Genomic DNA, 25313 nt, shown 5'->3' on the forward strand with positions numbered 1-25313 from the left:
CAATTTGCATGCAAGGGAACCATCTTGATATTGAGACGCACTCCGCTCGGGCTCTCTGGCCAGCGACGACGAGCGAAAATGTCACCTCTGGTGATCAGGTGAACGCTTCTTGTGTGAAGATCACCGCTCATCCGACTTCATGATCGTTCGTCAGGTGGTGGAGATCACAAAGCTTGTGCAATACCCCGTGTCGCAGATCACAGAGCGTCGGGCATAGGATGCGAGGCAGTTGGGCTTGTGACCTGCTTCACATGTTCGCGATCTTCGTCGGGACGGGCGGGGCTCGTGGGGCTGTTGGGGCGGCTGTGAGTCCAGTGCAACCGCCAGCAGTCAGTGCCGACTGAGAGGAGCGAGGAGCGGTGAACGCGTATGCGCCCATCCTCGTACTGGGAGCCCTCGGGGCAGGCTTTGCGATCTTCTCCGTGGTGATGGCCACGCTGATCGGTCCGAAGCGGTACAACCGGGCGAAGCTCGAGGCCTACGAGTGCGGCATCGAGCCGACCCCCACGCCGGCCGGCGGCGGGCGCTTCCCCATCAAGTACTACCTGACGGCGATGCTCTTCATCATCTTCGATATCGAGATCGTCTTCCTCTACCCCTGGGCCGTCACCTTCGACGCCCTGGGGATTTTCGGGCTCGTGGAGATGCTGCTCTTCGTGCTCACCGTCTTCGTCGCGTACGCGTACGTATGGCGGCGCGGCGGCCTGGAATGGGACTGAGGGGCCTTTGACATGGGACTCGAAGAAAAACTGCCGAGCGGCTTCCTGCTGACCACCGTCGAGCAGGCCGCGGGCTGGGTGCGCAAGTCGTCCGTCTTCCCGGCCACGTTCGGCCTCGCCTGCTGTGCCATCGAGATGATGACCACCGGCGCCGGCCGCTACGACCTGGCGCGCTTCGGCATGGAGGTCTTCCGCGGCTCGCCGCGGCAGGCGGACCTGATGATCGTCGCGGGCCGGGTGAGCCAGAAGATGGCGCCGGTGCTGCGGCAGGTCTACGACCAGATGCCGAACCCGAAGTGGGTCATCTCCATGGGGGTCTGCGCCTCCTCGGGCGGCATGTTCAACAACTACGCCATCGTCCAGGGCGTGGACCACGTCGTCCCCGTCGACATCTACCTCCCCGGCTGCCCGCCGCGGCCCGAGATGCTCATGGACGCCATCCTCAAGCTCCACCAGAAGATCCAGAGCTCCAAGCTCGGGGTCAACGCCGAGGAAGCGGCCCGCGAGGCGGAGGAAGCGGCGCTCAAGGCCCTGCCCACGATCGAGATGAAGGGGCTGCTGCGGTGAGCGACGCGAACAACACCGCGGGTGACGCGAACGAGGTCAACCCCGAGAAGGACCTGTCCGCGGAGAACCTCCCCGGCCAGCGGGGCCAGGGCGGCGAGGAGATCCGCGTCCAGCGCGGCATGTTCGGCGCCAACAACGGCGGCGACACCTCCGGCTACGGCGGCCTGGTCCGCTCCATCCGGCTCCCCGGACCGGCGAGCAGGCCCTACGGCGGCTGGTTCGACGAGGTCGCCGACGAACTCGAGGGCGCGCTGGAGGAGCAGGGACTCCTGCCCGACAACGCCATCGACAAGACGGTCGTCGACCGCGACGAGCTGACCTTCCACATCGAGCGCGAACATCTGGTCCGCGTCGCCCGCACCCTGCGCGACGACCCGGCCCTGCGCTTCGAACTGTGCACCGGCGTCAGCGGCGTCCACTACCCGCACGACAAGGGCCGCGAGCTGCACGCCGTCTACCACCTGCGCTCGATCACCCACAACCGGCTGATCCGCCTCGAAGTCAGCGCCCCCGACGGCGACCCGCACATCCCGTCGCTGGTCTCCGTCTATCCGACGAACGACTGGCACGAGCGCGAGACGTACGACTTCTTCGGCATCGTCTTCGACGATCACCCGGCCCTGACGCGGATCATGATGCCGGACGACTGGCAGGGCTTTCCGCAGCGCAAGGACTACCCCCTCGGCGGCATCCCCGTCGAGTACAAGGGCGCCCAGATCCCGGCTCCGGACCAGCGGAGGTCGTACTCGTGAGCACTTCCCACGCCTCCCCCAGGGAGACGACCGAAGGCACCGTCTACACGGTCACCGGCGGTGACTGGGACGAGGTCGTCCAGTCCGCGGCCCGCGCCGACGACGAGCGCATCGTCGTCAACATGGGCCCCCAGCACCCGTCCACGCACGGCGTGCTCCGCCTCATCCTGGAGATCGACGGGGAGACGGTCACCGAGGCCCGCTGCGGCATCGGCTACCTGCACACCGGCATCGAGAAGAACCTCGAGTACCGGACCTGGACGCAGGGCACCACGTTCGTGACGCGCATGGACTACCTGACGCCGTTCTTCAACGAGGCGGCGTACTGCCTGGGCGTCGAGAAGCTCCTCGGCATCGAGGACCAGATCCCGGACCGGGCCACGATCATCCGGGTCCTGCTGATGGAGCTGAACCGGCTCTCCTCGCACCTGGTGGCCATCGCCACCGGCGGCATGGAGCTGGGCGCCACCACGATCATGATCTACGGCTTCCGTGATCGTGAACTGATTCTCGACATCTACGAGCTGATCACCGGCCTGCGGATGAACCACGCGTACATCCGCCCGGGCGGCCTCGCCCAGGACCTGCCGCCGGGCGCGGTGGACCAGATCCGCGAGTTCGTGAAGAAGATGAACAAGAACCTCCCGGAGTACGACAAGCTCGCCACCGGGAACCCCATCTTCAAGGCCCGCATGCAGGACGTCGGCTACCTCGACCTGGCCGGCTGCATGGCGCTCGGCGCCACCGGCCCCGTCCTCAGGTCCACCGGTCTCCCGCACGACCTGCGCAAGACCCAGCCGTACTGCGGCTACGAGACGTACGACTTCGACGTCCCGACCGCCGACACCTGCGACTCCTACGGCCGCTTCCTGATCCGGCTGGAGGAGATGCGCCAGTCGCTCAGGATCGTCGAGCAGTGCCTGGACCGGCTCCAGCCCGGCCCGGTCATGGTCGCCGACAAGAAGATCGCCTGGCCCGCCCAGCTCGCCCTGGGGCCGGACGGCCTGGGCAACTCCCTCGACCACATCAAGAAGATCATGGGCACCTCCATGGAGGCCCTGATCCACCACTTCAAGCTGGTCACCGAGGGATTCCGGGTACCGCCGGGACAGGCGTACACGGCGGTCGAGTCCCCCAAGGGCGAGCTGGGGGTGCACGTCGTCTCCGACGGCGGCACCCGCCCCTTCCGGGTCCACTTCCGCGACCCGTCCTTCACCAACCTGCAGGCCATGGCGGCGATGTGCGAGGGCGGCCAGGTCGCCGACGTCATCGTCGCGGTGGCCTCCATCGACCCCGTGATGGGAGGCGTCGACCGGTGACCACCTCTTCTTCGGAGCGGGGCGTCAGCCTGGGCATGCCGGAACTGCCCGCGCCCGCCTACCCGGACGACGTCCGGGCCCGGCTGGAGACCGACGCGCGCGAGGTCATCGCCCGCTATCCGGACTCCCGGTCCGCCCTCCTGCCGCTGCTGCACCTCGTGCAGTCGCAGGAGGGACACGTCACGCGCACCGGGATGCGGTTCTGCGCGGACATGCTGGACCTGACCACCGCCGAGGTCACCGCGGTCGCCACCTTCTACACCATGTACCGGCGCGGGCCGAGCGGCGACTACCAGGTCGGCGTGTGCACCAACACGCTGTGCGCGGTGATGGGCGGCGACGCGATCTTCGAGTCCCTCCAGGAACACCTCGGCGTCGGCAACGGCGAGACCACCGAGGACGGCAAGGTCACCCTGGAGCACATCGAGTGCAACGCGGCCTGCGACTTCGCGCCGGTCGTGATGGTCAACTGGGAGTTCTTCGACGACCAGACCCCCGCGAGCGCCCGTCGCCTCGTCGACGACCTGCGCGCGGGACGGCCGGTGACGCCCACGCGCGGTGCTCCGCTGTGCACCTTCAAGGAGACCGCCCGGATACTGGCGGGCTTCCCCGACGAGCGGGACGGCGCCGTCGCGGCCGGCGGCAGCGCGGGTCCCGCCTCCCTGGCCGGCCTGAAGCTGGCGAAGGGCGAAGCGTCCGCCGCGCGCGTGGTGCACCCGCGGGACGGCGGACCGCACGACGCGCCGCAGGACCGGGCCGTGCACGACCCGTCCCCGACGGAACACCTCAGCTCGCACGACGCGCCGCAGGACACATCGGCATCCGACCCTGCCCACCCGGCAGGGCCTACCGCCGAGGAGGGGGAGTGATGACCGTGGCAGCCGAGATCAGGGGCAGCAACCCGGAGAAGCTGCTCGCACCCGTGCTGTCGGCCTTCTGGGACGAGGACGAGTCGTGGACTCTCGACGTCTACCGGAGGCACGAGGGGTACGAGGGGCTCCGCAAGGCGCTGGCGATGGCGCCGGACGACCTGATCGCGTACGTCAAGGAGTCCGGTCTGCGCGGACGCGGCGGTGCCGGGTTCCCGACGGGGATGAAGTGGCAGTTCATTCCTCAGGGGGACGGCAAGCCTCACTATCTAGTTGTCAACGCCGACGAATCGGAGCCGGGGACCTGCAAGGACATCCCGCTCCTCTTCGCGAACCCGCACAGCCTCATCGAGGGCATCGTCATCGCGTGTTACGCCATCAGGTCTTCGCATGCCTTCATCTATCTGCGTGGTGAAGTCGTCCCAGTGCTGCGGCGGTTGCACGAGGCCGTGCGCGAGGCCTACGCGGCCGGCTTCCTCGGCGAGAACATCCTGGGCAGCGGACTCGATCTCACCCTCACCGTGCACGCGGGCGCGGGCGCGTACATCTGCGGTGAGGAGACCGCACTGCTCGACTCGCTCGAAGGCCGCCGGGGTCAACCGCGGCTCCGTCCCCCCTTTCCTGCCGTCGCGGGCCTCTATGCGTGCCCGACTGTGGTGAATAACGTCGAATCGATCGCTTCAGTTCCCGCGATCCTGAACAAGGGCAAGGACTGGTTCAGGTCGATGGGCAGCGAGAAGTCCCCGGGCTTCACGCTCTACTCGCTCAGCGGCCACGTCGCGGGCCCCGGCCAGTACGAGGCCCCGCTCGGCATCACACTGCGCCAGCTCCTCGACATGAGCGGCGGCATGCGCCCCGGCCACCGGCTCAAGTTCTGGACGCCCGGTGGCTCCTCGACGCCGATGTTCACCGACGAGCACCTCGACGTCCCCCTCGACTACGAAGGAGTGGGCGCCGCCGGTTCCATGCTGGGTACGAAGGCGCTCCAGTGCTTCGACGAGACGACCTGCGTCGTACGCGCCGTCACCCGCTGGACCGAGTTCTACGCGCACGAGTCCTGCGGCAAGTGCACACCGTGCCGCGAAGGCACGTACTGGCTCGTCCAGTTGCTGCGTGACATCGAGGCCGGCAAGGGACAGATGTCCGACCTCGACAAGCTGAACGACATCGCCGACAACATCAACGGCAAGTCCTTCTGCGCCCTCGGCGACGGTGCCGCCTCGCCGATCTTCTCCTCGCTCAAGTACTTCCGCGAGGAGTACGAGGAGCACATCACGGGCCGCGGCTGCCCCTTCGACCCGGCCAAGTCGACGGCCTGGGCCGACCGCACGGAGGTGAAGGCATGACAGTGACCACCAATGCTCCCTCGGGAGGGGGAGAGGCGGCGGTCCCGCCGGAGGACCTCGTGTCGCTGACGATCGACGGCGCCGAGATCAGCGTGCCCAAGGGCACCCTGGTCATCCGGGCCGCCGAGCAGCTCGGCATCGAGATCCCCCGGTTCTGCGACCACCCCCTCCTCGACCCGGCCGGCGCCTGCCGCCAGTGCATCGTCGAGGTCGAGGGCCAGCGCAAGCCCATGGCATCCTGCACCATCACCTGCACCGACGGCATGGTGGTGAAGACGCAGCTCACCTCACCGGTGGCCGAGAAGGCCCAGCACGGTGTGATGGAGCTGCTGCTCATCAACCACCCGCTGGACTGCCCGGTCTGCGACAAGGGCGGCGAGTGCCCGCTGCAGAACCAGGCCATGTCGCACGGCCAGTCCGACTCCCGCTTCGAGGGCAGGAAGCGGACCTACGAGAAGCCCGTGCCGATCTCCACGCAGGTCCTGCTCGACCGCGAGCGCTGCGTGCTGTGCGCCCGCTGCACCCGGTTCTCCAACCAGGTCGCGGGCGACCCGATGATCGAGCTGATCGAGCGGGGCGCGCTCCAGCAGGTCGGCACCGGTGAGGGAGACCCCTTCGAGTCGTACTTCTCCGGCAACACCATCCAGATCTGCCCGGTCGGCGCGCTCACCTCGGCGGCCTACCGGTTCCGCTCCCGCCCCTTCGACCTGATCTCCTCGCCGTCGGTGTGCGAGCACTGCTCCGGCGGCTGCGCCACCCGCACCGACCACCGGCGCGGCAAGGTCATGCGGCGCCTCGCGGCCAACGAGCCCGAGGTCAACGAGGAGTGGATCTGCGACAAGGGACGCTTCGGCTTCCGGTACGCCCAGCAGCGCGACCGGCTCACCACGCCCCTGGTACGCAACGCCGAGGGCGAGCTGGAGCCGGCCTCCTGGCCGGAGGCACTGCAGATCGCCGCGCAGGGCCTGCTCGCCTCCAAGGGCCGCACCGGTGTCCTGACCGGCGGGCGGCTCACCGTCGAGGACGCCTACGCGTACAGCAAGTTCGCGCGCGTGGCGCTCGACACCAACGACATCGACTTCCGCGCGCGCGTGCACAGCGCCGAGGAGGCCGACTTCCTGGCCGCCCGGATCGCCGGACACGGCCGTGACCTGGACGGCACCGGCGTCACCTACACGTCGCTGGAGAAGGCGCCCGCCGTCCTGCTGGTCGGCTTCGAGGCCGAGGAGGAGGCGCCCGGCGTCTTCCTCCGGCTGCGCAAGGCCTGGCGCCAGCACGGCCAGAAGGTCTTCTCGCTGGCCACGCACGCCACGCGGGGCCTGGAGAAGGCGGGCGGCACCCTGCTCCCCGCCGCTCCCGGCACCGAGACCGAGTGGCTGGACGCCCTCGCCAGCGGCGTCGGCCTGGAGGAGGGCGGCACCCAGGCCGCCGAGGCCCTGCGCGCCGAGGGCGCCGTGATCGTCGTCGGCGAGCGGCTGGCCTCCGTGGCCGGGGGGCTCACCTCCGCCGTACGGACCTCGGCGGCGACCGGCGCCCGACTGGTGTGGATCCCGCGCCGGGCCGGGGACCGCGGCGCCATCGAGGCGGGCGCGCTGCCGTCGCTGCTGCCCGGCGGGCGCCCGGCGACCGACCCGCGCGCACGCGCGGAGGTCGCCGCCCTGTGGGGCCTGGCCGACCTTCCGCACCGCTACGGCCGCGACACCGGCGAGATCGTCGAGGCCGCCGCCCGGGGCGAACTCCAGGCGCTGCTCGTGGCGGGCGTGGAGGTCGCCGACCTGCCCGACCCCACGCGCGCGCGTGCGGCACTCGACGAGGCCGGGTTCGTGGTGTCGCTGGAGCTGCGGCCCAGCGAGGTCACCGAACGCGCCGACGTGGTCCTGCCCGTCGCCGCGGTCGCCGAGAAGCCCGGCACCTTCCTCAACTGGGAGGGCAGGGTGCGCTTCTTCGAGGCCGCGCTCAAGCCCGATCAGATGACCCGCCGCCTCGCCCCCGCCGACGCCCGCGTCCTGCAGATGCTGGCCGACGCCATGGACGTACACCTCGGTCTGCCCGATCTGCGCACCACGCGCGCGGAGATCGACCGGCTCGGTGCCTGGGACGGGCCGCGGGCCGGTGAGCCGCTGCAGACCGCGAGCGCGCTGCCGCGACCGGCCGCCGGAGAGGCCGTACTGGCCGGGCACCGGCTCCTGCTCGACCAGGGACTGTTGCAGCAGGGCGACGAGGCACTGGCGGGCACCCGGCACGCCGCCCGCGCGCGGCTGTCGGCCGCGACGGCCGCCGAGGCGGGCGTCAAGGACGGCGACGTCCTCGCCGTGACCGGTCCCGCCGGAGTCGTCGAACTCCCGCTGCAGGTCACCGAGATGCCCGACCGGGTGGTCTGGCTTCCGCTGAACTCGGCAGGCACCGGCGTCGCCTCCGACGCCGGGGTACTGCCCGGAACCCTCGTCCGCATCGGTCCGGCGACGCCCGCGGGCGCCGCCCCCAAGGAGGTGGAGGCATGAGCCCGTACCTCGCCGCTGAAGACCTCTCGATGTTCGGCACCGACCCCTGGTGGCTGGTCGTCGTCAAGGCGGTGTTCTGCTTCGCCTTCCTGATGGTGACCGTGCTGTTCTCCATCGTGTGGGAGCGCAAGGTCGTCGCCTGGATGCAGCTGCGCATCGGTCCGAACCGGCACGGCCCCTGGGGCATGCTCCAGTCGCTCGCCGACGGCATCAAGCTGATGCTCAAGGAAGACCTCGTCGTCAAGCGCGCCGACAAGGCGGTCTACGTCCTCGCGCCGATCGTGGCGGCCATCCCGGCCTTCATGGCGATCGCGGTGATCCCCTTCGGGCCGGCCGGCAACGAGGTCTCGATCTTCGGCCACCGCACCGCCATGCAACTGACCGACCTGCCGATCGCCATGCTGTTCATCCTGGCGGTCGCCTCGGTCGGCATCTACGGCATCGTGCTCGCCGGCTGGAGCTCCGGATCGACGTACCCGCTGCTCGGCGGCCTGCGCTCCTGCGCCCAGATGATCTCCTACGAGATCGCGATGGGCGCCGCGTTCGCCTCGGTCTTCCTCTACTCCGGCTCGATGTCCACCTCGGAGATCGTCGCCCAGCAGGACGACCGCTGGTACATCGTGCTGCTGCCGGTCTCCTTCATCCTCTACATCGTCACCATGGTCGGCGAGACCAACCGCGCCCCCTTCGACATGCCCGAGTCCGAGGGCGACCTGGTGGGCGGCTTCAACACCGAGTACTCGTCGATCAAGTTCGCGATGTTCATGCTCGCCGAGTACGTGAACATGGTGACGGTCTCGGCGGTCGCCACCACGCTGTTCCTCGGCGGCTGGCGGGCCCCCTGGCCGATCAGCACCTTCTGGGAGGGCGCCAACCACGGCTGGTGGCCGCTGCTCTGGTTCGTGGTCAAGGTCCAGCTGCTGCTGTTCTTCTTCATCTGGCTGCGCGGCACCCTTCCCCGGGTCCGCTACGACCAGTTGATGAAGCTCGGCTGGAAGGTCCTCATCCCGGTCTCCCTGGTCTGGCTGATGCTGGTCGCGACCGTGCGGGCCCTCAGGAACGAGAACTACGGCTTCAGCGACATCGCCCTCTACATCGGCGGCGGCGTCCTGGTCCTGCTGCTGTTGTCCTTCCTCGTCGACATGTACCGCGACAAGGGCGGCAAGGGCACCGAACAGCCCGGCGAACAAGCCGCCGAGGCGGAGGGCGCCTTCGACCCGATGGCCGGCGGATTCCCCGTCCCGCCGATGCCCGGACAGCAGGTGCCGCCGGTGCCCAGGCGCCGTCCCCGCCGGGAGCGGGAGCTGATTGTCAGTGGTGGGCCCGATACTCACAGTGACGGACCTGCGGGCGGACCTACGGATGGAAAGGAGGCGTCCGATGGCTGAGGAACGCGAAGAACACAGGGACACCACGGAACACGTGGATCACAAGGGGACCGAGCCCGGTTTCATGAACCCCGTGGCCGGCTTCGGCGTGACCTTCAAGGCCATGTTCAAGAAGCGGCTGACCGAGCAGTACCCGGAGCAGCAGAAGACCACCGCTCCACGCTTCCACGGACGGCACCAGCTCAACCGCCATCCGGACGGCCTGGAGAAGTGCGTCGGCTGCGAGCTGTGCGCCTGGGCCTGTCCCGCCGACGCCATCTACGTCGAGGGCGCGGACAACACCGACGAGGAGCGCTACTCGCCGGGCGAGCGGTACGGCCGCGTCTACCAGATCAACTACGCCCGCTGCATCCTGTGCGGCCTGTGCATCGAGGCGTGCCCCACGCGCGCGTTGACGATGACCAACGAGTTCGAGCTGGCCGACTCCACCCGTGCCGACCTCATCTTCACCAAGGACCAGCTGCTCGCCGGTCTGGAGGAGGGCATGGTCGACTCGCCGCACGCCATCCACCCCGGCACCGACGAGCAGGACTACTACCGGGGCCTGGTCACCGAGGCCGCGCCCGGCACGGTCCAGCAGGTCGCCCACTCCAAGGGGGAGGTCGTCCAGGAGGGCGACTCCACCTTCGGCGCGACCGAACCGGCGTCGGAGGAGGTGATCCGCCGATGAGCGCGCAGCTCGCCGCCGCGGCGACCCTCTCCGCCGGCACCTCCACCGGAGAGGCCGTCCAGTTCTGGATCCTCGGCACGGTCGCGGTGATCGGCGCCCTGTGCACCGTCTTCATGAAGAAGGCCGTGCACAGCGCGCTGTGCCTCGCCGGGACGATGATCGTCCTGGCGGTGTTCTACCTCGCCAACGGCGCCTACTTCCTCGGCATCGTGCAGATCGTCGTCTACACCGGCGCCATCATGATGCTGTTCCTGTTCGTGGTGATGCTCGTCGGCGTCACCGCGGCGGACTCCCTGAAGGAGACCATCAAGGGCCAGCGCTGGCTGGCCCTGCTGTCCGGGCTCGGCTTCGGCATCCTGCTGATCGCCGGCATCGGCAACGCCTCTGTCTCGGAGTTCACCGGCCTCGCCCAGGCCAACGCGAACGGCAACGTGGAGGGCATCGCGTCCCTCATCTTCACCAAGTACGTCTTCGCCTTCGAGATCACCGGTGCCCTGCTCATCACGGCGGCAGTCGGTGCCATGGTGCTCACCCACCGCGAGCGCACCGAGCGCGCCAGGACCCAGCGCGAGCTGTCCGAGCAGCGCATCCGCGACGGCAAGCACCTGCCGCCGCTGCCGGCACCCGGCGTGTACGCCCGGCACAACGCGGTCGACATCGCGGGGCTGCTGCCCGACGGCACCCCCTCCGAGCTGACCGTCAGCAAGACGCTGCGCGAGCGGGGCCAGATCCGCGACGTGTCGATGGAGGCGCTGGGCGACCTGAAGGCGCTGGAGCAGCGGGCCGAGGACCGGCTGGAACGCAAGGCGGTCGGCCCCGACAACTCCAAGCAGTCCGAGGAGGCGTCGAAGTGAACCCCGTCAACTACCTGTACCTCGCGGCCCTGCTGTTCACGATCGGTGCCACCGGCGTGCTGATCCGGCGCAACGCGATCGTGGTCTTCATGTGCATCGAGCTGATGCTCAACGCCTGCAACCTCGCGTTCGTCGCCTTCTCCCGCATGCACGGCAACCTCGACGGCCAGATCATCGCCTTCTTCACGATGGTCGTCGCCGCCGCGGAGGTCGTGGTCGGGCTCGCGATCATCGTGTCCCTGTTCCGTTCCCGCCACTCGGCCTCGGTCGACGACGCCAGCCTGATGAAGCTGTGAGGGGCTGCTGAAACGTGGAGAACCTGATTGCGCTGCTGGTGGCGGCGCCCCTGCTCGGAGCGGCGGTCCTGCTGTGCGGCGGACGCCGGCTGGACCGCGTCGGCCACTGGATCGGCACGCTGCTGGCCGCCGTGTCCTTCGTGATCGGCGTCGTCCTCTTCGCCGACCTGCTCGGCAGCGGCGCCGAGGACCGCACCCTGACGCAGCACCTGTTCAGCTGGATCCCGGTGGAGGGATTCCAGGCCGACGTCGCCTTCCGGCTCGACCAGCTGTCGATGACGTTCGTCCTGCTGATCACCGGCGTCGGCTCGCTCATCCACCTGTACTCGGTCGCGTACATGGAGCACGACGAGCGCCGCCGCCGCTTCTTCGGCTACCTGAACCTGTTCCTCGCGGCGATGCTGATCCTCGTCCTCGCCGACAACTACCTGCTGCTGTACGTCGGCTGGGAGGGCGTCGGTCTCGCCTCCTACCTGCTGATCGGTTTCTGGCAGCACAAGCCCAGCGCCGCCACCGCCGCGAAGAAGGCCTTCCTGGTCAACCGCGTCGGCGACATGGGCCTGTCCATCGGCATCATGCTGATGTTCCTGTGGTTCGGCACCTTCGCCTTCGGGCCGGTGCTCGGCGGCCACGGGGAGGCCGGGATGGCGGCCGGGGCGGACGAGGGCAAGCTCACCGCGATCGCCCTGATGCTGCTGCTCGCCGCCTGCGGCAAATCCGCCCAGGTGCCGCTGCAGTCCTGGCTCGGGGACGCGATGGAGGGCCCGACCCCGGTCTCGGCCCTCATCCACGCCGCGACCATGGTGACGGCGGGCGTGTACCTGATCGTCCGTTCCGGTGCCATCTTCAACGGCGCGCCCGACGCGCAACTGGTGGTCACCATCGTGGGCGCGGTCACGCTGCTCTTCGGTGCGATCGTCGGTTGTGCCAAGGACGACATCAAGAAGGCCCTGGCCGGTTCGACCATGTCGCAGATCGGCTACATGGTGCTCGCCGCGGGCCTCGGCCCGATCGGCTACGTCTTCGCGATCATGCACCTGGTGACGCACGGCTTCTTCAAGGCCGGGCTGTTCCTCGGCGCCGGCTCCGTCATGCACGGCATGAACGACGAGGTCGACATGCGCCGCTACGGCGGGCTGCGCAAGTACATGCCGGTCACCTTCGTGACCTTCGGCCTCGGCTACCTCGCCATCATCGGCTTCCCGGGCCTGTCCGGCTTCTTCTCCAAGGACAAGATCATCGAGGCGGCGTTCGCCAAGGGCGGCACCGAGGGCTGGATCCTCGGCGCGTGCGCCCTGCTGGGCGCGGCCATCACCGCGTACTACATGACACGCGTGATGCTGATGACGTTCTTCGGCGAGGAGCGCTGGCGCAACGCTCCGACGCCGTCGCCCGCGAAGCCGGACGTGGAGCCCGCCGCCGAGACACGCGGCACCTACGAGCCCCCGCACCCGCACGAGTCGCCGGGGCTCATGACGATCCCGATGATCGTGCTGGCCGTCGGATCGGTCGGGGCCGGTGCCTTCTTCAGCATCGGCGACCGCTTCATGCACTGGCTGGAGCCCGTCACCGGGCACAGCCACGGCGACTCCCCGATCAGCGCCGGGGCGGTCACCGGGGCGACGGTGGCCTGCATGGTCATCGGCGTCGCCGTCGCCTGGGCGCAGTACGGGCGCCGTCCGGTCCCCGCCGTCGCCCCGCGCGGGTCGCTGCTCACCCGGGCCGCCCGCCGCGACCTGCTCCAGGACGACTTCAACCACGTCGTCCTGGTCCGCGGCGGCGAGCACCTGACGCGCTCCCTGGTCTACGTCGACCACACGATGGTCGACGGAGTCGTCAACGGGACGGCGGCCTCGGTCGGCGGCCTGTCCGGGCGGATGCGCAAGCTGCAGAACGGCTTCGCGCGCTCGTACGCGGTCTCGATGTTCGGCGGTGCGGCACTCCTCGTCGCCGCGACCCTGCTGATGAGGGCGGTCTGATACCGATGTCCTTTCCCCTGCTGACAGTCACGGCGGCCCTCCCGGCCGTCGGGGCGATCGCCACGGCAGCCGTGCCGGCCGCGAAACGCACCGCGGCCAAGTGGCTGGCGCTGCTGGTCTCGCTGGCCACGCTCGGGCTGGCGATCGCGGTCCTGGTCCGCTTCGACCCCGACGGCGACCGCTACCAGCTCACCGAGTCCCATTCCTGGATCGCGGACTTCGGCGTCCGGTACGAACTGGGCGTGGACGGCATCGCGGTGGCGCTGATCGCGCTGACCGCCCTGCTGATCCCGTTCATCATCCTCGCGGGCTGGCACGACGCCGACCCGCTGGAGACCGGCAGCAGCCGGTGGCGGCCGACACAGGGCTTCTTCGCCCTGATCCTGGCCGTCGAGGCGATGGTGATCATCTCCTTCGAGGCCACCGACGTCTTCCTCTTCTACATCTTCTTCGAAGCCATGCTGATCCCGCTGTACTTCCTGATCGGCGGCTTCGGCGACCGGGCGCACGAGCACGGCGAGAAGACGGCGGCGACCCAGCGGTCGTACGCCGCGGTGAAGTTCCTGCTCTACAACCTGGCCGGCGGTCTGATCATGCTGGCCGCGGTGATCGGGCTGTACGTGGTCGCCGGGAACTTCTCACTCACGGAGATCGCCGAGGCCCGGGCCAACGGCTCGCTGGACATGGCGACCAGCACCGAGCGCTGGCTCTTCCTCGGCTTCTTCTTCGCCTTCGCGGTGAAGGCGCCGCTGTTCCCGCTGCACACCTGGCTGCCCAACGCCATGGGGGAGTCGACCGCACCGGTCGCCGTGCTCATCACGGCGGTCGTCGACAAGGTCGGCACCTTCGCGATGCTCCGCTTCTGCCTCCAGCTCTTCCCGGAGGCCAGCAAGTGGGCGACGCCGGTCATCCTGGTCCTGGCGGTCATCAGCATCATCTACGGCGCGCTGCTCGCGGTCGGCCAGCGCGACATCAAGCGGCTGATCGCCTACGCGTCGATCTCGCACTTCGGCTTCATCATCATGGGCATCTTCGCGATGACCAGCCAGGGCCAGTCCGGCGCCACGCTGTACATGGTCAACCACGGCATCTCGACCGCCGTGCTGATGCTGATCGCCGGGTTCCTGATCTCGCGGCGCGGCTCGCGGCTCATCGCCGACTTCGGCGGTGTGCAGAAGGTCGCCCCGATCCTGGCCGGCGCCTTCCTGATCGGCGGCCTCGCGACCCTCTCCCTGCCGGGCCTCGCGCCCTTCGTCAGTGAGTTCCTGGTCCTGGTCGGCACGTTCACGCGCTATCCGGTGATCGGCATCATCGCCACCCTAGGCATCGTGCTCGCCGCGCTCTACACCCTCGTCCTCTACCAGCGGACGATGACGGGCCCGGTGAAGGCCGAGGTGAACGGGATGCCCGACCTGCGGGTGCGCGAGCTGGTGGTGGTGGCGCCGCTGGTGGCGCTGCTGATCTTCCTGGGCGTCTTCCCGAAGCCCGTGACGGACATCGTCAACCCGGCGGTGGAGCAGACCATGTCCGACGTACACAAGACGGACCCCCAGCCTGAGGTGGAGGCGGCCAAGTGAGCGCATCAGCCGTCCACAGCCTGTGGACAACGGCGGCGACGGCGGCCGACCCGATCGCCAAGATCGACGCACCGAAGATCGAGTACGGGCAGCTGTCGCCCGTCCTCATCGTCCTCGGCGCGGCGATCATCGGAATCCTGGTCGAGGCCTTCGTGCCGCGCAGGTCCCGCTACTACGCGCAGATGTTCGTGTCCGCCGTCGCCCTGGTGGCGGCGTTCGCGGCGATCGTCGCGCTCGCGGCGGGCGGGTACGGCACGACCAAGGCCGGGATCGCGGCGATGGGTGCCGTCGCCGTCGACGGACCGGCCCTGTTCCTGCAGGGCACCATCCTGCTGACCAGCCTGGTCGGCCTGTTCACCTTCGCCGAGCGGCGCCTCGACCCGGAGCAGCACGGCAACCGCGTCGACTCCTTCGCCGCGCAGGCGGCTGCGGTGCCCGGCAGCGAGAGCGAGCAGAAGGCGGTCAAGGCCGGCTTCACCACGACGGAGGTCTTCCCGCTCCTCCTCTTCGCCGTCGCCGGCATGCTGGTCTTCCCGGCGGCCAACGACCTGCTGACGCTCTTCGTGGCCCTGGAGGTCTTCTCCCTCCCGCTGTACCTGCTGTGCGCGCTGGCCCGCCGCAAGCGGCTCATGTCGCAGGAGGCGGCGGTCAAGTACTTCCTGCTCGGCGCCTTCGCCTCGGCGTTCACCCTGTTCGGCATCGCGCTGCTCTACGGCTACGCGGGCTCGATGTCGTACGGCACGATCGCCCAGGTCGTCGACGGCACCGTGCAGAACGTCACCCCGGCGCTCGCCGACACCATGGGCAACGACGCGCTGCTGCTCGTCGGCTCCGCGCTGATCGTCATGGGCCTGCTGTTCAAGGTGGGCGCGGTGCCGTTCCACATGTGGACGCCGGACGTCTACCAGGGCGCGCCGACACCCGTGACCGGCTTCATGGCGGCGGCGACCAAGGTGGCCGCCTTCGGCGCCCTGCTCCGCATCCTGTACGTCGTCCTGCCCGGCCTGCGCTGGGACTGGCGGCCGGTGATGTGGGGCGTGGCGATCGTCACGATGCTGGCCGGTGCGATCGTCGCGATCACGCAGACCGACATCAAGCGGCTGCTGGCGTACTCGTCGATCGCGCACGCGGGCTTCATCCTCGCCGGTGTCATCGCGACCACGCCGGAGGGCATCTCGTCCGTCCTCTTCTACCTGGCCGCGTACTCCTTCGTCACGATCGGCGCCTTCGCGGTCGTCACGCTGGTCCGCGACGCGGGCGGCGAGGCGACGCACCTGTCGAAGTGGGCCGGGCTCGGCCGCAGGTCGCCGCTGGTGGCGGCGGTCTTCGCGGTGTTCCTGCTGGCCTTCGCCGGTATCCCGCTGACCTCCGGGTTCTCGGGGAAGTTCGCCGTGTTCAAGGCGGCGGCGGAGGGCGGCGCGGCCCCGCTGGTCGTGATCGGCGTGATCTCGTCGGCGATCGCGGCGTTCTTCTACATCCGGGTGATCGTGCTGATGTTCTTCAGCGAGCCGCGCCCGGAAGGCCCGACGGTCGCGGTGCCGTCACCGCTGACGATGACGGCGATCGCCGTGGGCGTGGCCGTCACGGTGGTGCTCGGCGTGGCGCCCCAGTACTTCCTGGACCTGGCGGGACAGGCGGGGGTGTTCGTGCGCTGACGCGGCGCTCGCTGTGCTCGAGGCTGCGGCCCGGAACCCCTCGCGGGTGCCGGGCCGCGGTCGTGCGCGCGGGGTTACTCGCCGCCGCGGCGTGCCTTGATGGCGTTGAGATCCAGGTCCGTCGGGAACGGGGCGCTCACCTTGATGCGCTCACGGAAGATGCCCACACTGGTGTAGGCGCCGGTCGTGGGCTCCAGCTCGAAGGCGTGGACGACGGCGAGACCCTTCTCGTTCTCCACCCGCCAGTAGTGGGCGATACCGGCCCGGGCGTACTTCAGGGGCTTGGTCTCGCGGTCGCGGGACACCGATTCCGGGGAGACGACCTCGACGGCCAGGGTGACGGCCTCGGCTGGGTAGCGGGTCTGCTCCGGGTCGTCCACCACGTCGCCTCGCAGGACGATCACATCGGGCTCGGGCCGGTTCTGCCGGTCGATGTCGATGGTGAACTCTCGGACGACCTCGAACTCCGCCGGGGCGAGGGATTGAAGCTGCCAGTTGAAGAAGTCGACAGCGCGTGAGTGGAAAAGAGTCTGCGGACTCACGAAGACGAGGCTCCCGTCGATCAGCTCCGTGTGCGGAGGCAGGTTCGGAAGCCGGTCCAGGTCGTCCGCGGTCCAGCCGCCCTCCGGCGGGGTCGGCCAGTCGGGGGTGGACGCCTTCGGTGCGACGCTCATCAGTGCTCCCATGGGACGGAGTCTCGCGGGTGCAATCAGACTATCCGCCGGAAACGGGCGGGTCTCCCGCGAACGTGTGAACGATCGTCGTGTCCTTGACGCGGGCGGGGCCGGGCGGCCTGTGGATAACTCCCGGGCTGTCGGCGCGGACCCCTATCGTGGAGGCAGTGGTCGGGGCAGGACGGGCCAGGCAGACCGGATGGGCGAGGCAGTAGGTACGGGGGACAAGACGATGGGCGGGACGGGCGTGATCGGCGAGATGGCAGAGACGGCGCAGGTGAGGGACGGGGACAGCGAGGCGCTGGCCACCCTGCACCGGGTCTTCGGGTACGACGCCTTCCGCGGTGAGCAGGAGGCGATCGTCGAGCACGTGATCGCCGGCGGCGACGCCGTGGTGCTCATGCCGACCGGCGGCGGGAAGTCGCTGTGCTACCAGATCCCGTCCCTGGTCAGGCCGGGCACCGGCATAGTGGTCTCGCCGCTGATCGCGCTGATGCAGGACCAGGTCGACGCGCTGCGGGCGCTCGGCGTGCGGGCCGGGTTCATGAACTCGACGCAGGACTTCGACGAGCGGCGCGTGGTGGAGGCCGAGTTCCTGGCCGGCGAGCTGGACCTGCTGTACCTGGCGCCCGAGCGGCTGCGCCTGGACAGCACCCTCGATCTGCTCTCCCGCGGCAAGATCTCCCTGTTCGCCATCGACGAGGCGCACTGTGTCTCGCAGTGGGGCCACGACTTCCGGCCCGACTACCTCGCCCTGTCGCTGCTGGGCGAGCGCTGGCCGGACGTGCCCCGGCTCGCGCTCACGGCGACGGCCACCGACGCCACCCACCGCGAGATCACCGAGCGGCTGCACATGCCGACGGCCCGGCACTTCGTGGCCAGCTTCGACCGGCCCAACATCCAGTACCGGATCGTGCCGAAGTCCGACCCCAAGAAGCAGCTCCTGGGCTTCCTGCGCGAGGAGCACCCCGGCGACGCGGGCATCGTCTACTGCCTCTCGCGCAACTCGGTCGAGAAGACCGCGGAGTTCCTGTCGCGCAGCGGCGTCGAGGCGGTGCCGTACCACGCCGGTCTGGACGCGGGCACCCGCGCGGCGCACCAGTCGAGGTTCCTGCGCGAGGAGGGCCTGGTGGTCGTGGCGACCATCGCCTTCGGTATGGGCATCGACAAACCCGACGTACGGTTCGTCGCCCACCTCGACCTGCCGAAGTCGGTGGAGGGCTACTACCAGGAGACCGGCCGCGCGGGGCGGGACGGCCTGCCCTCCACGGCCTGGATGGCGTACGGCCTCAACGACGTCATACAGCAGCGCAAGCTGATCCAGTCCGGCGAGGGCGACGAGGCGTTCCGCCGCCGGGCCCAGTCCCACCTGGACGCCATGCTCGCCCTGTGCGAGACCGCCCGGTGCCGCCGGGGCCAGCTCCTCGCCTACTTCGGCCAGGACCCGGACGGGTCCGCCTGCGGCAACTGCGACACCTGCGTGACCCCGCCCGAGACCTGGGACGGCACGGTGGCGGCGCAGAAGGTGCTGTCGACGGTGGTACGGCTGAAGCGGGAGCGGGGGCAGAAGTTCGGCGCCGGGCAGATCATCGACATCCTGCTGGGCAAGCGCACCGCCAAGGTCATCCAGTTCGACCACGACCAGCTCTCCGTGTTCGGCATCGGCGAGGAGCTGACCGAGGGCGAGTGGCGGGGAGTCGCCCGGCAGCTGCTGGCCCAGGGCCTGCTCGCGGTCGAGGGGGAGTACGGCACGCTGGTGCTGACCGACACCAGCGGTGAGGTCCTGCGGCGGGAGCGGGAGGTGCCGCTGCGCAAGGAGCCCAAGAAGCCCGCCGCGGCCAAGTCGGCGGGCGGCGGACGCGGCGAGCGCAAGCCGAAGGCGGCCGCCGCCGAGCTGCCCCAGGAGCTGGTCCCCGCCTTCGAGGCACTGCGCGCCTGGCGCGCGGAACAGGCCCGCGAGCAGGGCGTCCCGGCGTACGTCATCTTCCACGACGCCACCCTGCGGGAGATCGTCACCGTGTGGCCCACCTCGGTCGGGCAGCTCGGGGGCATCAGCGGCGTCGGCGAGAAGAAGCTGACGACGTACGGGGAGGGCGTGGTCGAGGTGCTGGCGGGGCTGGAGGGACCGGGCTCCGCCCCGGCGCCCGCGACCGCCCCGTCGGACGGACCGGGAACCGGTTCGGGTGCGCGGGCCGGCGCGGACGACTGGCCCGAGCACGAGCCGGAGCCCGAGCCCGAGGACTGGATATAGGGACGGGCCGAGGCCGGCCCTCGCGCCCGCCGCGCGTCACAGCGCCCGGGTCGCGTACGCCCTGACGTCGGCGTCGGTGTCGCCGGTGACGGTCGCGAGTGCCGTCCGGGCGTCCTCGGTGGTGGCCGTGTGCCGGGTCAGGGCGAGGACGGCCGCCTTGCGGACGTCGGCGTTCCGGTCGGCGAGGGCCTTGGCGAGGACGGGAACCGCGCGGTCGGGCCCGGCCGCGGACAGCGCGGTGGCCGCGCCCGCCCGTACCTGCCAGGCGGGGTCGGACAGCGCGGTGACCGCACGGGCCGCCAGGGGGGCCGGGCAGCCCGTGTCCGCCAGGGCCGCGAGGGCGGCGCCGCGGACCAGGACGTCGGGGTCCTCGGTGAGCCGGTCGAGGGGGCCGCCGGTGCGGGGCGCCGCCCGCAGCGTCCCCAGCGCCTTGGCGACCGCGACCCGCACCTCGCGGGACGGATCCTCGGCGGCCGGGGAGAGCGACTCGGCGGCGTCCAGCGACACCAGCCCGCGCACCGCCTCGATGCGCACCGGGGCGTCGGGGTCGCGGAGCGCGGCGGCGAACGTGTCGGCGTGGCCCAGCCGCAGGATGCGCAGCAGGTCGAGGGCGGTGGCGCGGACGACGGGGTCGGTCCGGGCCAGGGCCTCGGCGAGGGGCTCGCCCAGGGCGGGCTCGGGTGTCAGCGTCTCGGCCAGTTCACGCAGGGAGGCGGCCGCGGCGGCGCGCACCTCGCCGTCGGGATCGGACAGGGCGGCGGCGAGCGCCGGGCCGGTACCGGCCGGGACGGTCTCGGTGAGCACGGTGACCGCCGTGCGCCGGACGCCCGGTGCGGGGTCGGACAGGTACGGACGGAGGGCGCAGAGGTCGGGTTCGTTCTCGGCCAGGGCGAGCAGTTCCAGCAGCCGGGGGGACCCGGCGGCGCCGGGTTCGGCGGCCGCGGTGACCGCGGTGGCCGTGGGGCGGTCCGCGGTGGCGAGGGGCGCGGCATCGCGGTCCCCGGCCGTCGCCACCTGCTCGGGGTGCACCTCGCCGAGGTGCCGGGAGGGGCCGCCGACCGGCGTGAACTCGTCGATGGGAACCAGGTAGGGAGCCACGGGACGTGCCGTGAACTCCATCGCACCGGAGGGGGACTTGTGCAGATCGAGGTGGTGGAACCAGGACGCGTCGTCGCGCTCGGGGATGTCGACGCGCTCGTGGTACAGACCCCAGCGGGATTCCGTGCGGGCGAGGGAGGACCGGGCCGCCATCTCCGCGCAGTCGCGGATGAAGGTGACCTCGGCGCAGCGCATCAGCTCGTGCGGGGTGCGGGCGCCCATCGCCGCGATGTCCGTGCGCATCCGCTCGAAGGACTCCAGGGCGAGCGACAGCCGGGCGCCGGACTTCGGCGGCGCCACGTAGTCGTTGACGAAGCGCCGCAGCTTGTACTCGACCTGGGGCTGCGGCGGCCCGTCGGGGTTGCGCAGCGGGCGGTAGACCAGCTCGTGCGCCTCGCGCAGCTGCTCCGGCGGCAGTTCACCCGCGTAGGCCGTGTACTGGGCCGCGTCCGCGCCCGCCAGATCGCCGAAGACGAACGCGCCGATCATGTAGTTGTGCGGCACGCAGGCCAGGTCACCGGCGGCGTAGAGGCGGGGGACGGTGGTGCGGGCGTGGTCGTCGACGCGGACGCCCGAGGCGGAGTGGCCGCCGCACAGCCCGATCTCGGAGATGTGCATCTCGACGTCGTGGGTGCGGTAGTCGTGCCCGCGGCCCGCGTGGAAGGTGCCGCGCGTCGGCCGCTCGGTGGAGTGCAGGATGGACTCCAGGGCGGAGACCGACTCCTCCGGGAGGTGGCTGAGCTTCAGGTACACCGGACCCCGGTCGCTGGCGACCTCCGCGGCGAACTCGGCCATCATCTGGCCCGACCAGTAGTCGGAGTCGACGAAGCGCTCGCCGTGCCGGTTGACCTGGTAGCCGCCGAAGGGGTTGGCGACGTAGGCGCACGCCGGGCCGTTGTAGTCCTTGATCAGCGGGTTGATCTGGAAGCACTCGATGCCGGTCAGTTCGGCACCGGCGTGGAAGGCCATGGAGTAGCCGTCACCGGCGTTGGTGGGGTTCTCGTAGGTTCCGTAGAGGTAGCCGGAGGCGGGCAGGCCGAGGCGGCCGGCGGCGCCGGTGGCGAGGACCACGGCACCCGCGCGGACGGCCACGAACCGCCCGGTGCGGGTGTTGAAGCCCGCCGCGCCCACCGCCCGACCCTCCGCCGTCAGGATCCGCACCGGCATCACGCGGTTCTCGATGCGGATGCGCTCGCGCATCTCGCGCCGCCGCAGTTGCCGGTAGAGGACCTTCTTGACGTCCTTGCCCTCGGGCATCGGCAGCACGTAGGAGCCGGACCGGTGCACCTGGCGGACGGCGTATTCGCCGTGCTCGTCCTTCTCGAACTTCACCCCGTACGACTCCAGCCGCTGGACCATGGCGAAGCCGCGGGTGGCGGTCTGGCGGACGGTGGACTGGTCGACGATGCCGTCGTTGGCCCGGGTGATCTCGGCGACGTAGTCGTCGGGTTCGGCGCGGCCGGGGACGACGGCGTTGTTGACGCCGTCCATGCCCATGGCGAGGGCCCCGGAGTGGCGGACGTGGGCCTTCTCCAGCAGCAGTACGTTCGCGCCGTGCTCGGCGGCGGTCAGCGCGGCCATGGTGCCGGCGGTGCCGCCGCCGACGACGAGGACGTCGCAGGAGAGTTCTTCGGCGTCGGTGAGAGCGGGGATCTCCACCAGGGGGCCTTTCAGGTGCCGAGGGATGTCAGGACGTCGCGCCGCAGCGCCGTGCGGGCCGGGTCGTCGTGCGCGGCGCGGTCCCGGGGGCGGGGCACGTCGCGCACATCGGTCAGGCGGCCGGTGCCGAGCAGGGCGACCCGGTCGCCGAGGTACAGGGCCTCGTCCACGTCGTGGGTGACGAAGACGACGGTGGCTCCGGTGCCCTGCAGTACCTCCACCAGCAGATCCTGCATGCCGGCGCGGGTCTGGGCGTCGAGGGCGCCGAAGGGCTCGTCCATCAGGACGGCACGGGGGCGCCCGGCCAGTGCGCGGGCCAACTGGGCGCGCTGGCGCTGCCCCCCGGAGACGCGGTGCGGCAAGTGCCGGGCCTGGGCGGCGAGTCCGACCCGTTGCAGCCAGGCCGTCGCCTGGCTTCGGCGTTCGGTGCGGGGCAGGCCCTGGACGGCGAGCGGGAGTTCGACGTTGGCGCGCAGGGTGCGCCAGGGCAGGAGGGCGTCCTCCTGGAAGACCAGTGCGCGGTCCGCGCCCGGGCCGTCGATCGGGCGGCCGTCCTGTTCCGCCGTCCCGGACAGCGGCGGCAGCAGGCCGGCCAGCGTGCGCAGCAGCGTCGACTTGCCGCAGCCCGAGGGGCCGACCACGGTGAGGATCTCGCCGGGGGCGACATCGACGTCCACACCGCTCACCGCGGCGGCGTCCGGGCGGCCGAGGGTGGCGCCGCGCAGGGTGAGCCGGGTGCCGCGGGGAGGCGCACCGGTCTCCCTCGCGGTCGCGGTCGCGGCCTTAATCCCGGTCCCGGTCCCGGTCCTGGCCTCGATCTCAGTCTCAGTCTCAGTCTCAGTCTCGGACGAGGTGTTCATCGCGTGCCTCCTCGGGACGGGCGCGGGTGTCCTTGCGTACGGCGGAGGTGCCGGCGGGCGGGGGCGCCGCCCCGGTCCGCGAGGTCTTCGGGCGGGCGGCGGGACCCTGTGCCGTGCGCGGCAGCCAGCGGGTCAGGCGGCGGCCCAGCAGTTCCACGGCCGTGGAGGTCAGCCAGCCGAGGGCGCCGATGGTGACCATGCCGACGAAGACCCCCGGGTAGTCGACGACCGTGTAGTCCTGCCAGGTGCGGTACCCCACGCCGTACTGACCGGAGATCATCTCGGCGGAGATCACACAGATCCACGAGACGCCGATGCCGACCGACAGGCCACCGAAGACACCGGGCAGCGCGCCCGGCAGGACCACCGAGCCGAGGACCCGCCATCGGCCGCCGCCCATGGTGCGGACCGCCTCCTCCCACACGGGCGTCAGCGCGCGTACCGCGTGCCGGGTGGAGACCAGCACGGGGAAGAAGGCGGCGGTGCAGGTGATGAAGACGATGCCCTGCTCGTTGGAGGGGAACAGGAGGATCGCCACGGGGACGAGGGCGATGGCGGGAATGGGCCGGATCACCTCGAGGACCGGGCCGAGCAGGTCCTCGGCCAGCCGCGAGCGGGCCACGAGCACACCCGTGGCCACGCCCAGGACGGCGGCGAGCAGGAAGCCGGTGAGGATGCGGGTCAGGCTGTCGGTGAGGTCCGTCCAGTAGTCGGGCCCCGCCAGCCGGTCGGCGAAGGTGTGGGCCACGTCGGTGACGGTCGGGAACTGCGAGAAGCGCAGCCACAGGTCGACGTCCTGGCTGGTCAGCAGCTGCCACAGGCCCAGGGCCAGCGCGAGCGAGGCGATCCGCAGCGCGTATCGGGCGGAGCGGTTCACGACGCCCGCTCCAGTGCCTCGGCGTACGGGACGACACGCGCTCCGCCGTGCCCGGCGATGTACGCCTGCGCGGTCTCCGGTGTGACGAAGGGCAGCAGGTCGCCGCCGTCGGCCACCCACACCGCCCGGTCGGCGAACCACAGGGTGCCGGTGGTGTCGGGGACGTACGCGGCGCGGACCTCCTCGCGATGTCCGGCCACGTGCCGCAGCAGCGCCGTGGGGGAGGAGAAGGCCAGGGTCTTCCGCGCGCCCTTGGGCCAGACCTCGCCGGCCGGTTCCGGGGGCGCGGAGGCGAGCCGCTCGGCGTATCCGGCCGGGCCGAGCGCCTTCTTCACGTACTGGTCGTCGACGAAGGCGTCCACGTCCACGTCGCCGGTGAGCTTCGCGTCCCTGAGGATCGAGACGTCCTTCTTGAGGGCCGCGACGAGCTGCGGCCTGATCGCCGGGTCGAAGGTGGCGATGCCCTGGGCGCCGTTGTAGAGGTAGACGGTCTCCGCGGGCAGACCGGTGGCCTTCGCGACCTTCTCGGCGGCGGCCACGGGGTGCGCGTCCAGGTAGTCGGTCGCCTGCGTCTGGGCCTTCAGGAAGGCCTCCAGTACGGCGGGGCGCTCCTTCGCGAAGCCCTCGGCGGCGGTGACGCCGTGGAACGTGGGCAGGTTCAGCCGCGCCCCGTCGTACAGCGCCTTGGCCTTGCCCTGCTGGGCGAGCAGGCCGGGCCAGGCGACGAACTGCGACAGGGCGTCCGCGCTCCCCGAGTCCAGGGCCGAGGCGCCCACCGCGGGCTGCTGGTTGAGCTTCTCGATGTCCTCGGCGGGGTCGAGGCCGGCGCGTTGCAGGGCGCGTACGAGGGTGCCGTCGGCGGCCGAGCCGACGCTGGTCGAGACCTTCTTGCCCTTGAGGTCCTTCAGGGAGGCGAGGGAGGAACCGGGTGCGACGACGATGGTGTTGAGGCCGCCGCGGAGGTTGTAGCCGGTGACCGAGACCAGGCGGGTCGGCTTGCCGAGCTGCTTGCCGCGGGCCGCGTTGATGAGCAGGGGGAAGTCGCCCATCGAGCCGATGTCGATCTTCCCGGCGGTCATCTGGGCGGTGATGGGCGCGCCGGTCGCGTAGTCCTGCCAGTCGACCTTGTAGGTGACGCCGTCGCCGAGGGAGTTGAGCTGCTTCTCGAAGTAGCCGAGGGAGCGCAGCAGGGTGCCGGCGGTGACCGTGTTGATCGTCCTCGACTGGTAGCCGACGGTCACGGTGACAGTGGAGCCGTTCCCGCCGGCGGAGGCGTCGCCGCCGCAGGCGGTGACGGAGAGGAGCAGGGCCACGGAGGCAGCGGTGGCGGGCAGGGCAGGCAAGGTGGGCAAGGCGGGCAGGGGGAGCGTGGTGCGTTTCGGTTTCATGCGGAGTCGGCCTC

At 70.6% G+C, this 25313-nt stretch carries 20 protein-coding genes; 15 read left to right on the forward strand and 5 right to left on the reverse strand.

Features of this window, described 5'->3' with window-relative positions:
- Nucleotides 1–359: 359 nt before the first annotated feature.
- The 14 genes from ACFV9J_RS01085 to nuoN are packed head-to-tail and all read left to right on the forward strand — an operon-like array spanning nucleotide 360 to nucleotide 16492.
- Nucleotides 360–719 (forward strand): NADH-quinone oxidoreductase subunit A, encoded by a 360-nt coding sequence (locus ACFV9J_RS01085; protein ID WP_003974383.1) that lies wholly within the window; start codon nucleotides 360–362, stop codon nucleotides 717–719.
- A gap of 12 nt (nucleotides 720–731) precedes the next feature.
- Nucleotides 732–1286 carry an NADH-quinone oxidoreductase subunit B family protein gene (locus tag ACFV9J_RS01090; protein ID WP_006133126.1) on the forward strand — a complete coding sequence of 185 codons (555 nt, stop codon included), beginning with the start codon at nucleotides 732–734 and terminating at the stop codon, nucleotides 1284–1286.
- Nucleotides 1283–2038 carry an NADH-quinone oxidoreductase subunit C gene (locus ACFV9J_RS01095; protein WP_385347988.1) on the forward strand — a complete coding sequence of 252 codons (756 nt, stop codon included), beginning with the start codon at nucleotides 1283–1285 and terminating at the stop codon, nucleotides 2036–2038. Before ACFV9J_RS01090 ends, ACFV9J_RS01095 begins: the two co-directional genes overlap by 4 nt.
- Nucleotides 2035–3357, forward strand: a complete 1323-nt coding sequence (locus tag ACFV9J_RS01100; RefSeq protein ID WP_030145370.1) for an NADH-quinone oxidoreductase subunit D — start codon at nucleotides 2035–2037, stop codon at nucleotides 3355–3357. Before ACFV9J_RS01095 ends, ACFV9J_RS01100 begins: the two co-directional genes overlap by 4 nt.
- A complete protein-coding gene (nuoE, locus tag ACFV9J_RS01105; protein ID WP_385347991.1) occupies nucleotides 3354–4226 on the forward strand; it encodes an NADH-quinone oxidoreductase subunit NuoE in 873 nt (290 codons plus the stop codon). Before ACFV9J_RS01100 ends, nuoE begins: the two co-directional genes overlap by 4 nt.
- A complete protein-coding gene (nuoF, locus tag ACFV9J_RS01110; RefSeq protein WP_003974379.1) occupies nucleotides 4223–5572 on the forward strand; it encodes an NADH-quinone oxidoreductase subunit NuoF in 1350 nt (449 codons plus the stop codon). Before nuoE ends, nuoF begins: the two co-directional genes overlap by 4 nt.
- Nucleotides 5569–8073 carry an NADH-quinone oxidoreductase subunit G gene (locus tag ACFV9J_RS01115; RefSeq protein ID WP_385347994.1) on the forward strand — a complete coding sequence of 835 codons (2505 nt, stop codon included), beginning with the start codon at nucleotides 5569–5571 and terminating at the stop codon, nucleotides 8071–8073. The genes nuoF and ACFV9J_RS01115 overlap by 4 nt, the downstream gene beginning before the upstream one ends.
- Nucleotides 8070–9461 carry an NADH-quinone oxidoreductase subunit NuoH gene (gene nuoH / locus ACFV9J_RS01120; RefSeq protein WP_385347996.1) on the forward strand — a complete coding sequence of 464 codons (1392 nt, stop codon included), beginning with the start codon at nucleotides 8070–8072 and terminating at the stop codon, nucleotides 9459–9461. Before ACFV9J_RS01115 ends, nuoH begins: the two co-directional genes overlap by 4 nt.
- Complete coding sequence (nuoI, locus tag ACFV9J_RS01125) at nucleotides 9454–10131, forward strand: NADH-quinone oxidoreductase subunit NuoI (RefSeq protein ID WP_385347999.1); 678 nt, start codon at nucleotides 9454–9456, stop codon at nucleotides 10129–10131. Before nuoH ends, nuoI begins: the two co-directional genes overlap by 8 nt.
- On the forward strand, nucleotides 10128–10985 hold the full coding sequence (locus ACFV9J_RS01130) for an NADH-quinone oxidoreductase subunit J (RefSeq protein WP_011029738.1): 858 nt from the start codon (nucleotides 10128–10130) through the stop codon (nucleotides 10983–10985). Before nuoI ends, ACFV9J_RS01130 begins: the two co-directional genes overlap by 4 nt.
- On the forward strand, nucleotides 10982–11281 hold the full coding sequence (nuoK, locus tag ACFV9J_RS01135; RefSeq protein ID WP_003974374.1) for an NADH-quinone oxidoreductase subunit NuoK: 300 nt from the start codon (nucleotides 10982–10984) through the stop codon (nucleotides 11279–11281). Before ACFV9J_RS01130 ends, nuoK begins: the two co-directional genes overlap by 4 nt.
- Nucleotides 11282–11295: 14 nt before the next feature.
- The gene (nuoL, locus tag ACFV9J_RS01140) at nucleotides 11296–13260 is read left to right on the forward strand and encodes an NADH-quinone oxidoreductase subunit L (protein WP_385348003.1); all 1965 of its coding nucleotides are present in this window, start codon (nucleotides 11296–11298) and stop codon (nucleotides 13258–13260) included.
- Between the two features lie 5 nt (nucleotides 13261–13265).
- Complete coding sequence (locus ACFV9J_RS01145; RefSeq protein WP_385348006.1) at nucleotides 13266–14837, forward strand: NADH-quinone oxidoreductase subunit M; 1572 nt, start codon at nucleotides 13266–13268, stop codon at nucleotides 14835–14837.
- Complete coding sequence (gene nuoN, locus ACFV9J_RS01150) at nucleotides 14834–16492, forward strand: NADH-quinone oxidoreductase subunit NuoN (protein WP_121715422.1); 1659 nt, start codon at nucleotides 14834–14836, stop codon at nucleotides 16490–16492. Before ACFV9J_RS01145 ends, nuoN begins: the two co-directional genes overlap by 4 nt.
- A 74-nt stretch (nucleotides 16493–16566) precedes the next feature.
- On the opposite strand, the gene ACFV9J_RS01155 is transcribed toward nuoN, so the two are convergent.
- A complete protein-coding gene (locus tag ACFV9J_RS01155; protein WP_385348009.1) occupies nucleotides 16567–17166 on the reverse strand; it encodes a Uma2 family endonuclease in 600 nt (199 codons plus the stop codon).
- 232 nt (nucleotides 17167–17398) lie between these two features.
- On the opposite strand from ACFV9J_RS01155, the gene recQ reads away from it, so the two are divergent.
- Complete coding sequence (gene recQ, locus ACFV9J_RS01160; RefSeq protein WP_385348855.1) at nucleotides 17399–19417, forward strand: DNA helicase RecQ; 2019 nt, start codon at nucleotides 17399–17401, stop codon at nucleotides 19415–19417.
- A gap of 36 nt (nucleotides 19418–19453) precedes the next feature.
- On the opposite strand, the gene ACFV9J_RS01165 is transcribed toward recQ, so the two are convergent.
- From ACFV9J_RS01165 to ACFV9J_RS01180, 4 genes are read right to left on the reverse strand one after another with little or no spacing between them, the layout of a single operon-like run.
- Nucleotides 19454–22174: a fumarate reductase/succinate dehydrogenase flavoprotein subunit gene (locus ACFV9J_RS01165; protein ID WP_385348011.1), complete on the reverse strand. Its 2721-nt coding sequence runs from the start codon at nucleotides 22172–22174 to the stop codon at nucleotides 19454–19456.
- 11 nt (nucleotides 22175–22185) lie between these two features.
- On the reverse strand, nucleotides 22186–23034 hold the full coding sequence (locus tag ACFV9J_RS01170) for an ABC transporter ATP-binding protein (protein WP_385348014.1): 849 nt from the start codon (nucleotides 23032–23034) through the stop codon (nucleotides 22186–22188).
- Nucleotides 23012–23911, reverse strand: a complete 900-nt coding sequence (locus ACFV9J_RS01175; RefSeq protein WP_385348016.1) for an ABC transporter permease — start codon at nucleotides 23909–23911, stop codon at nucleotides 23012–23014. The genes ACFV9J_RS01170 and ACFV9J_RS01175 overlap by 23 nt, the downstream gene beginning before the upstream one ends.
- Nucleotides 23908–25299, reverse strand: a complete 1392-nt coding sequence (locus ACFV9J_RS01180) for an ABC transporter substrate-binding protein (RefSeq protein WP_385348018.1) — start codon at nucleotides 25297–25299, stop codon at nucleotides 23908–23910. Before ACFV9J_RS01180 ends, ACFV9J_RS01175 begins: the two co-directional genes overlap by 4 nt.
- Nucleotides 25300–25313 lie beyond the last annotated feature (14 nt).

This window comes from Streptomyces sp. NPDC059906 (genome assembly GCF_042730645.1).
Classification (GTDB): Bacteria; Actinomycetota; Actinomycetes; order Streptomycetales; family Streptomycetaceae; genus Streptomyces; species Streptomyces rubrogriseus.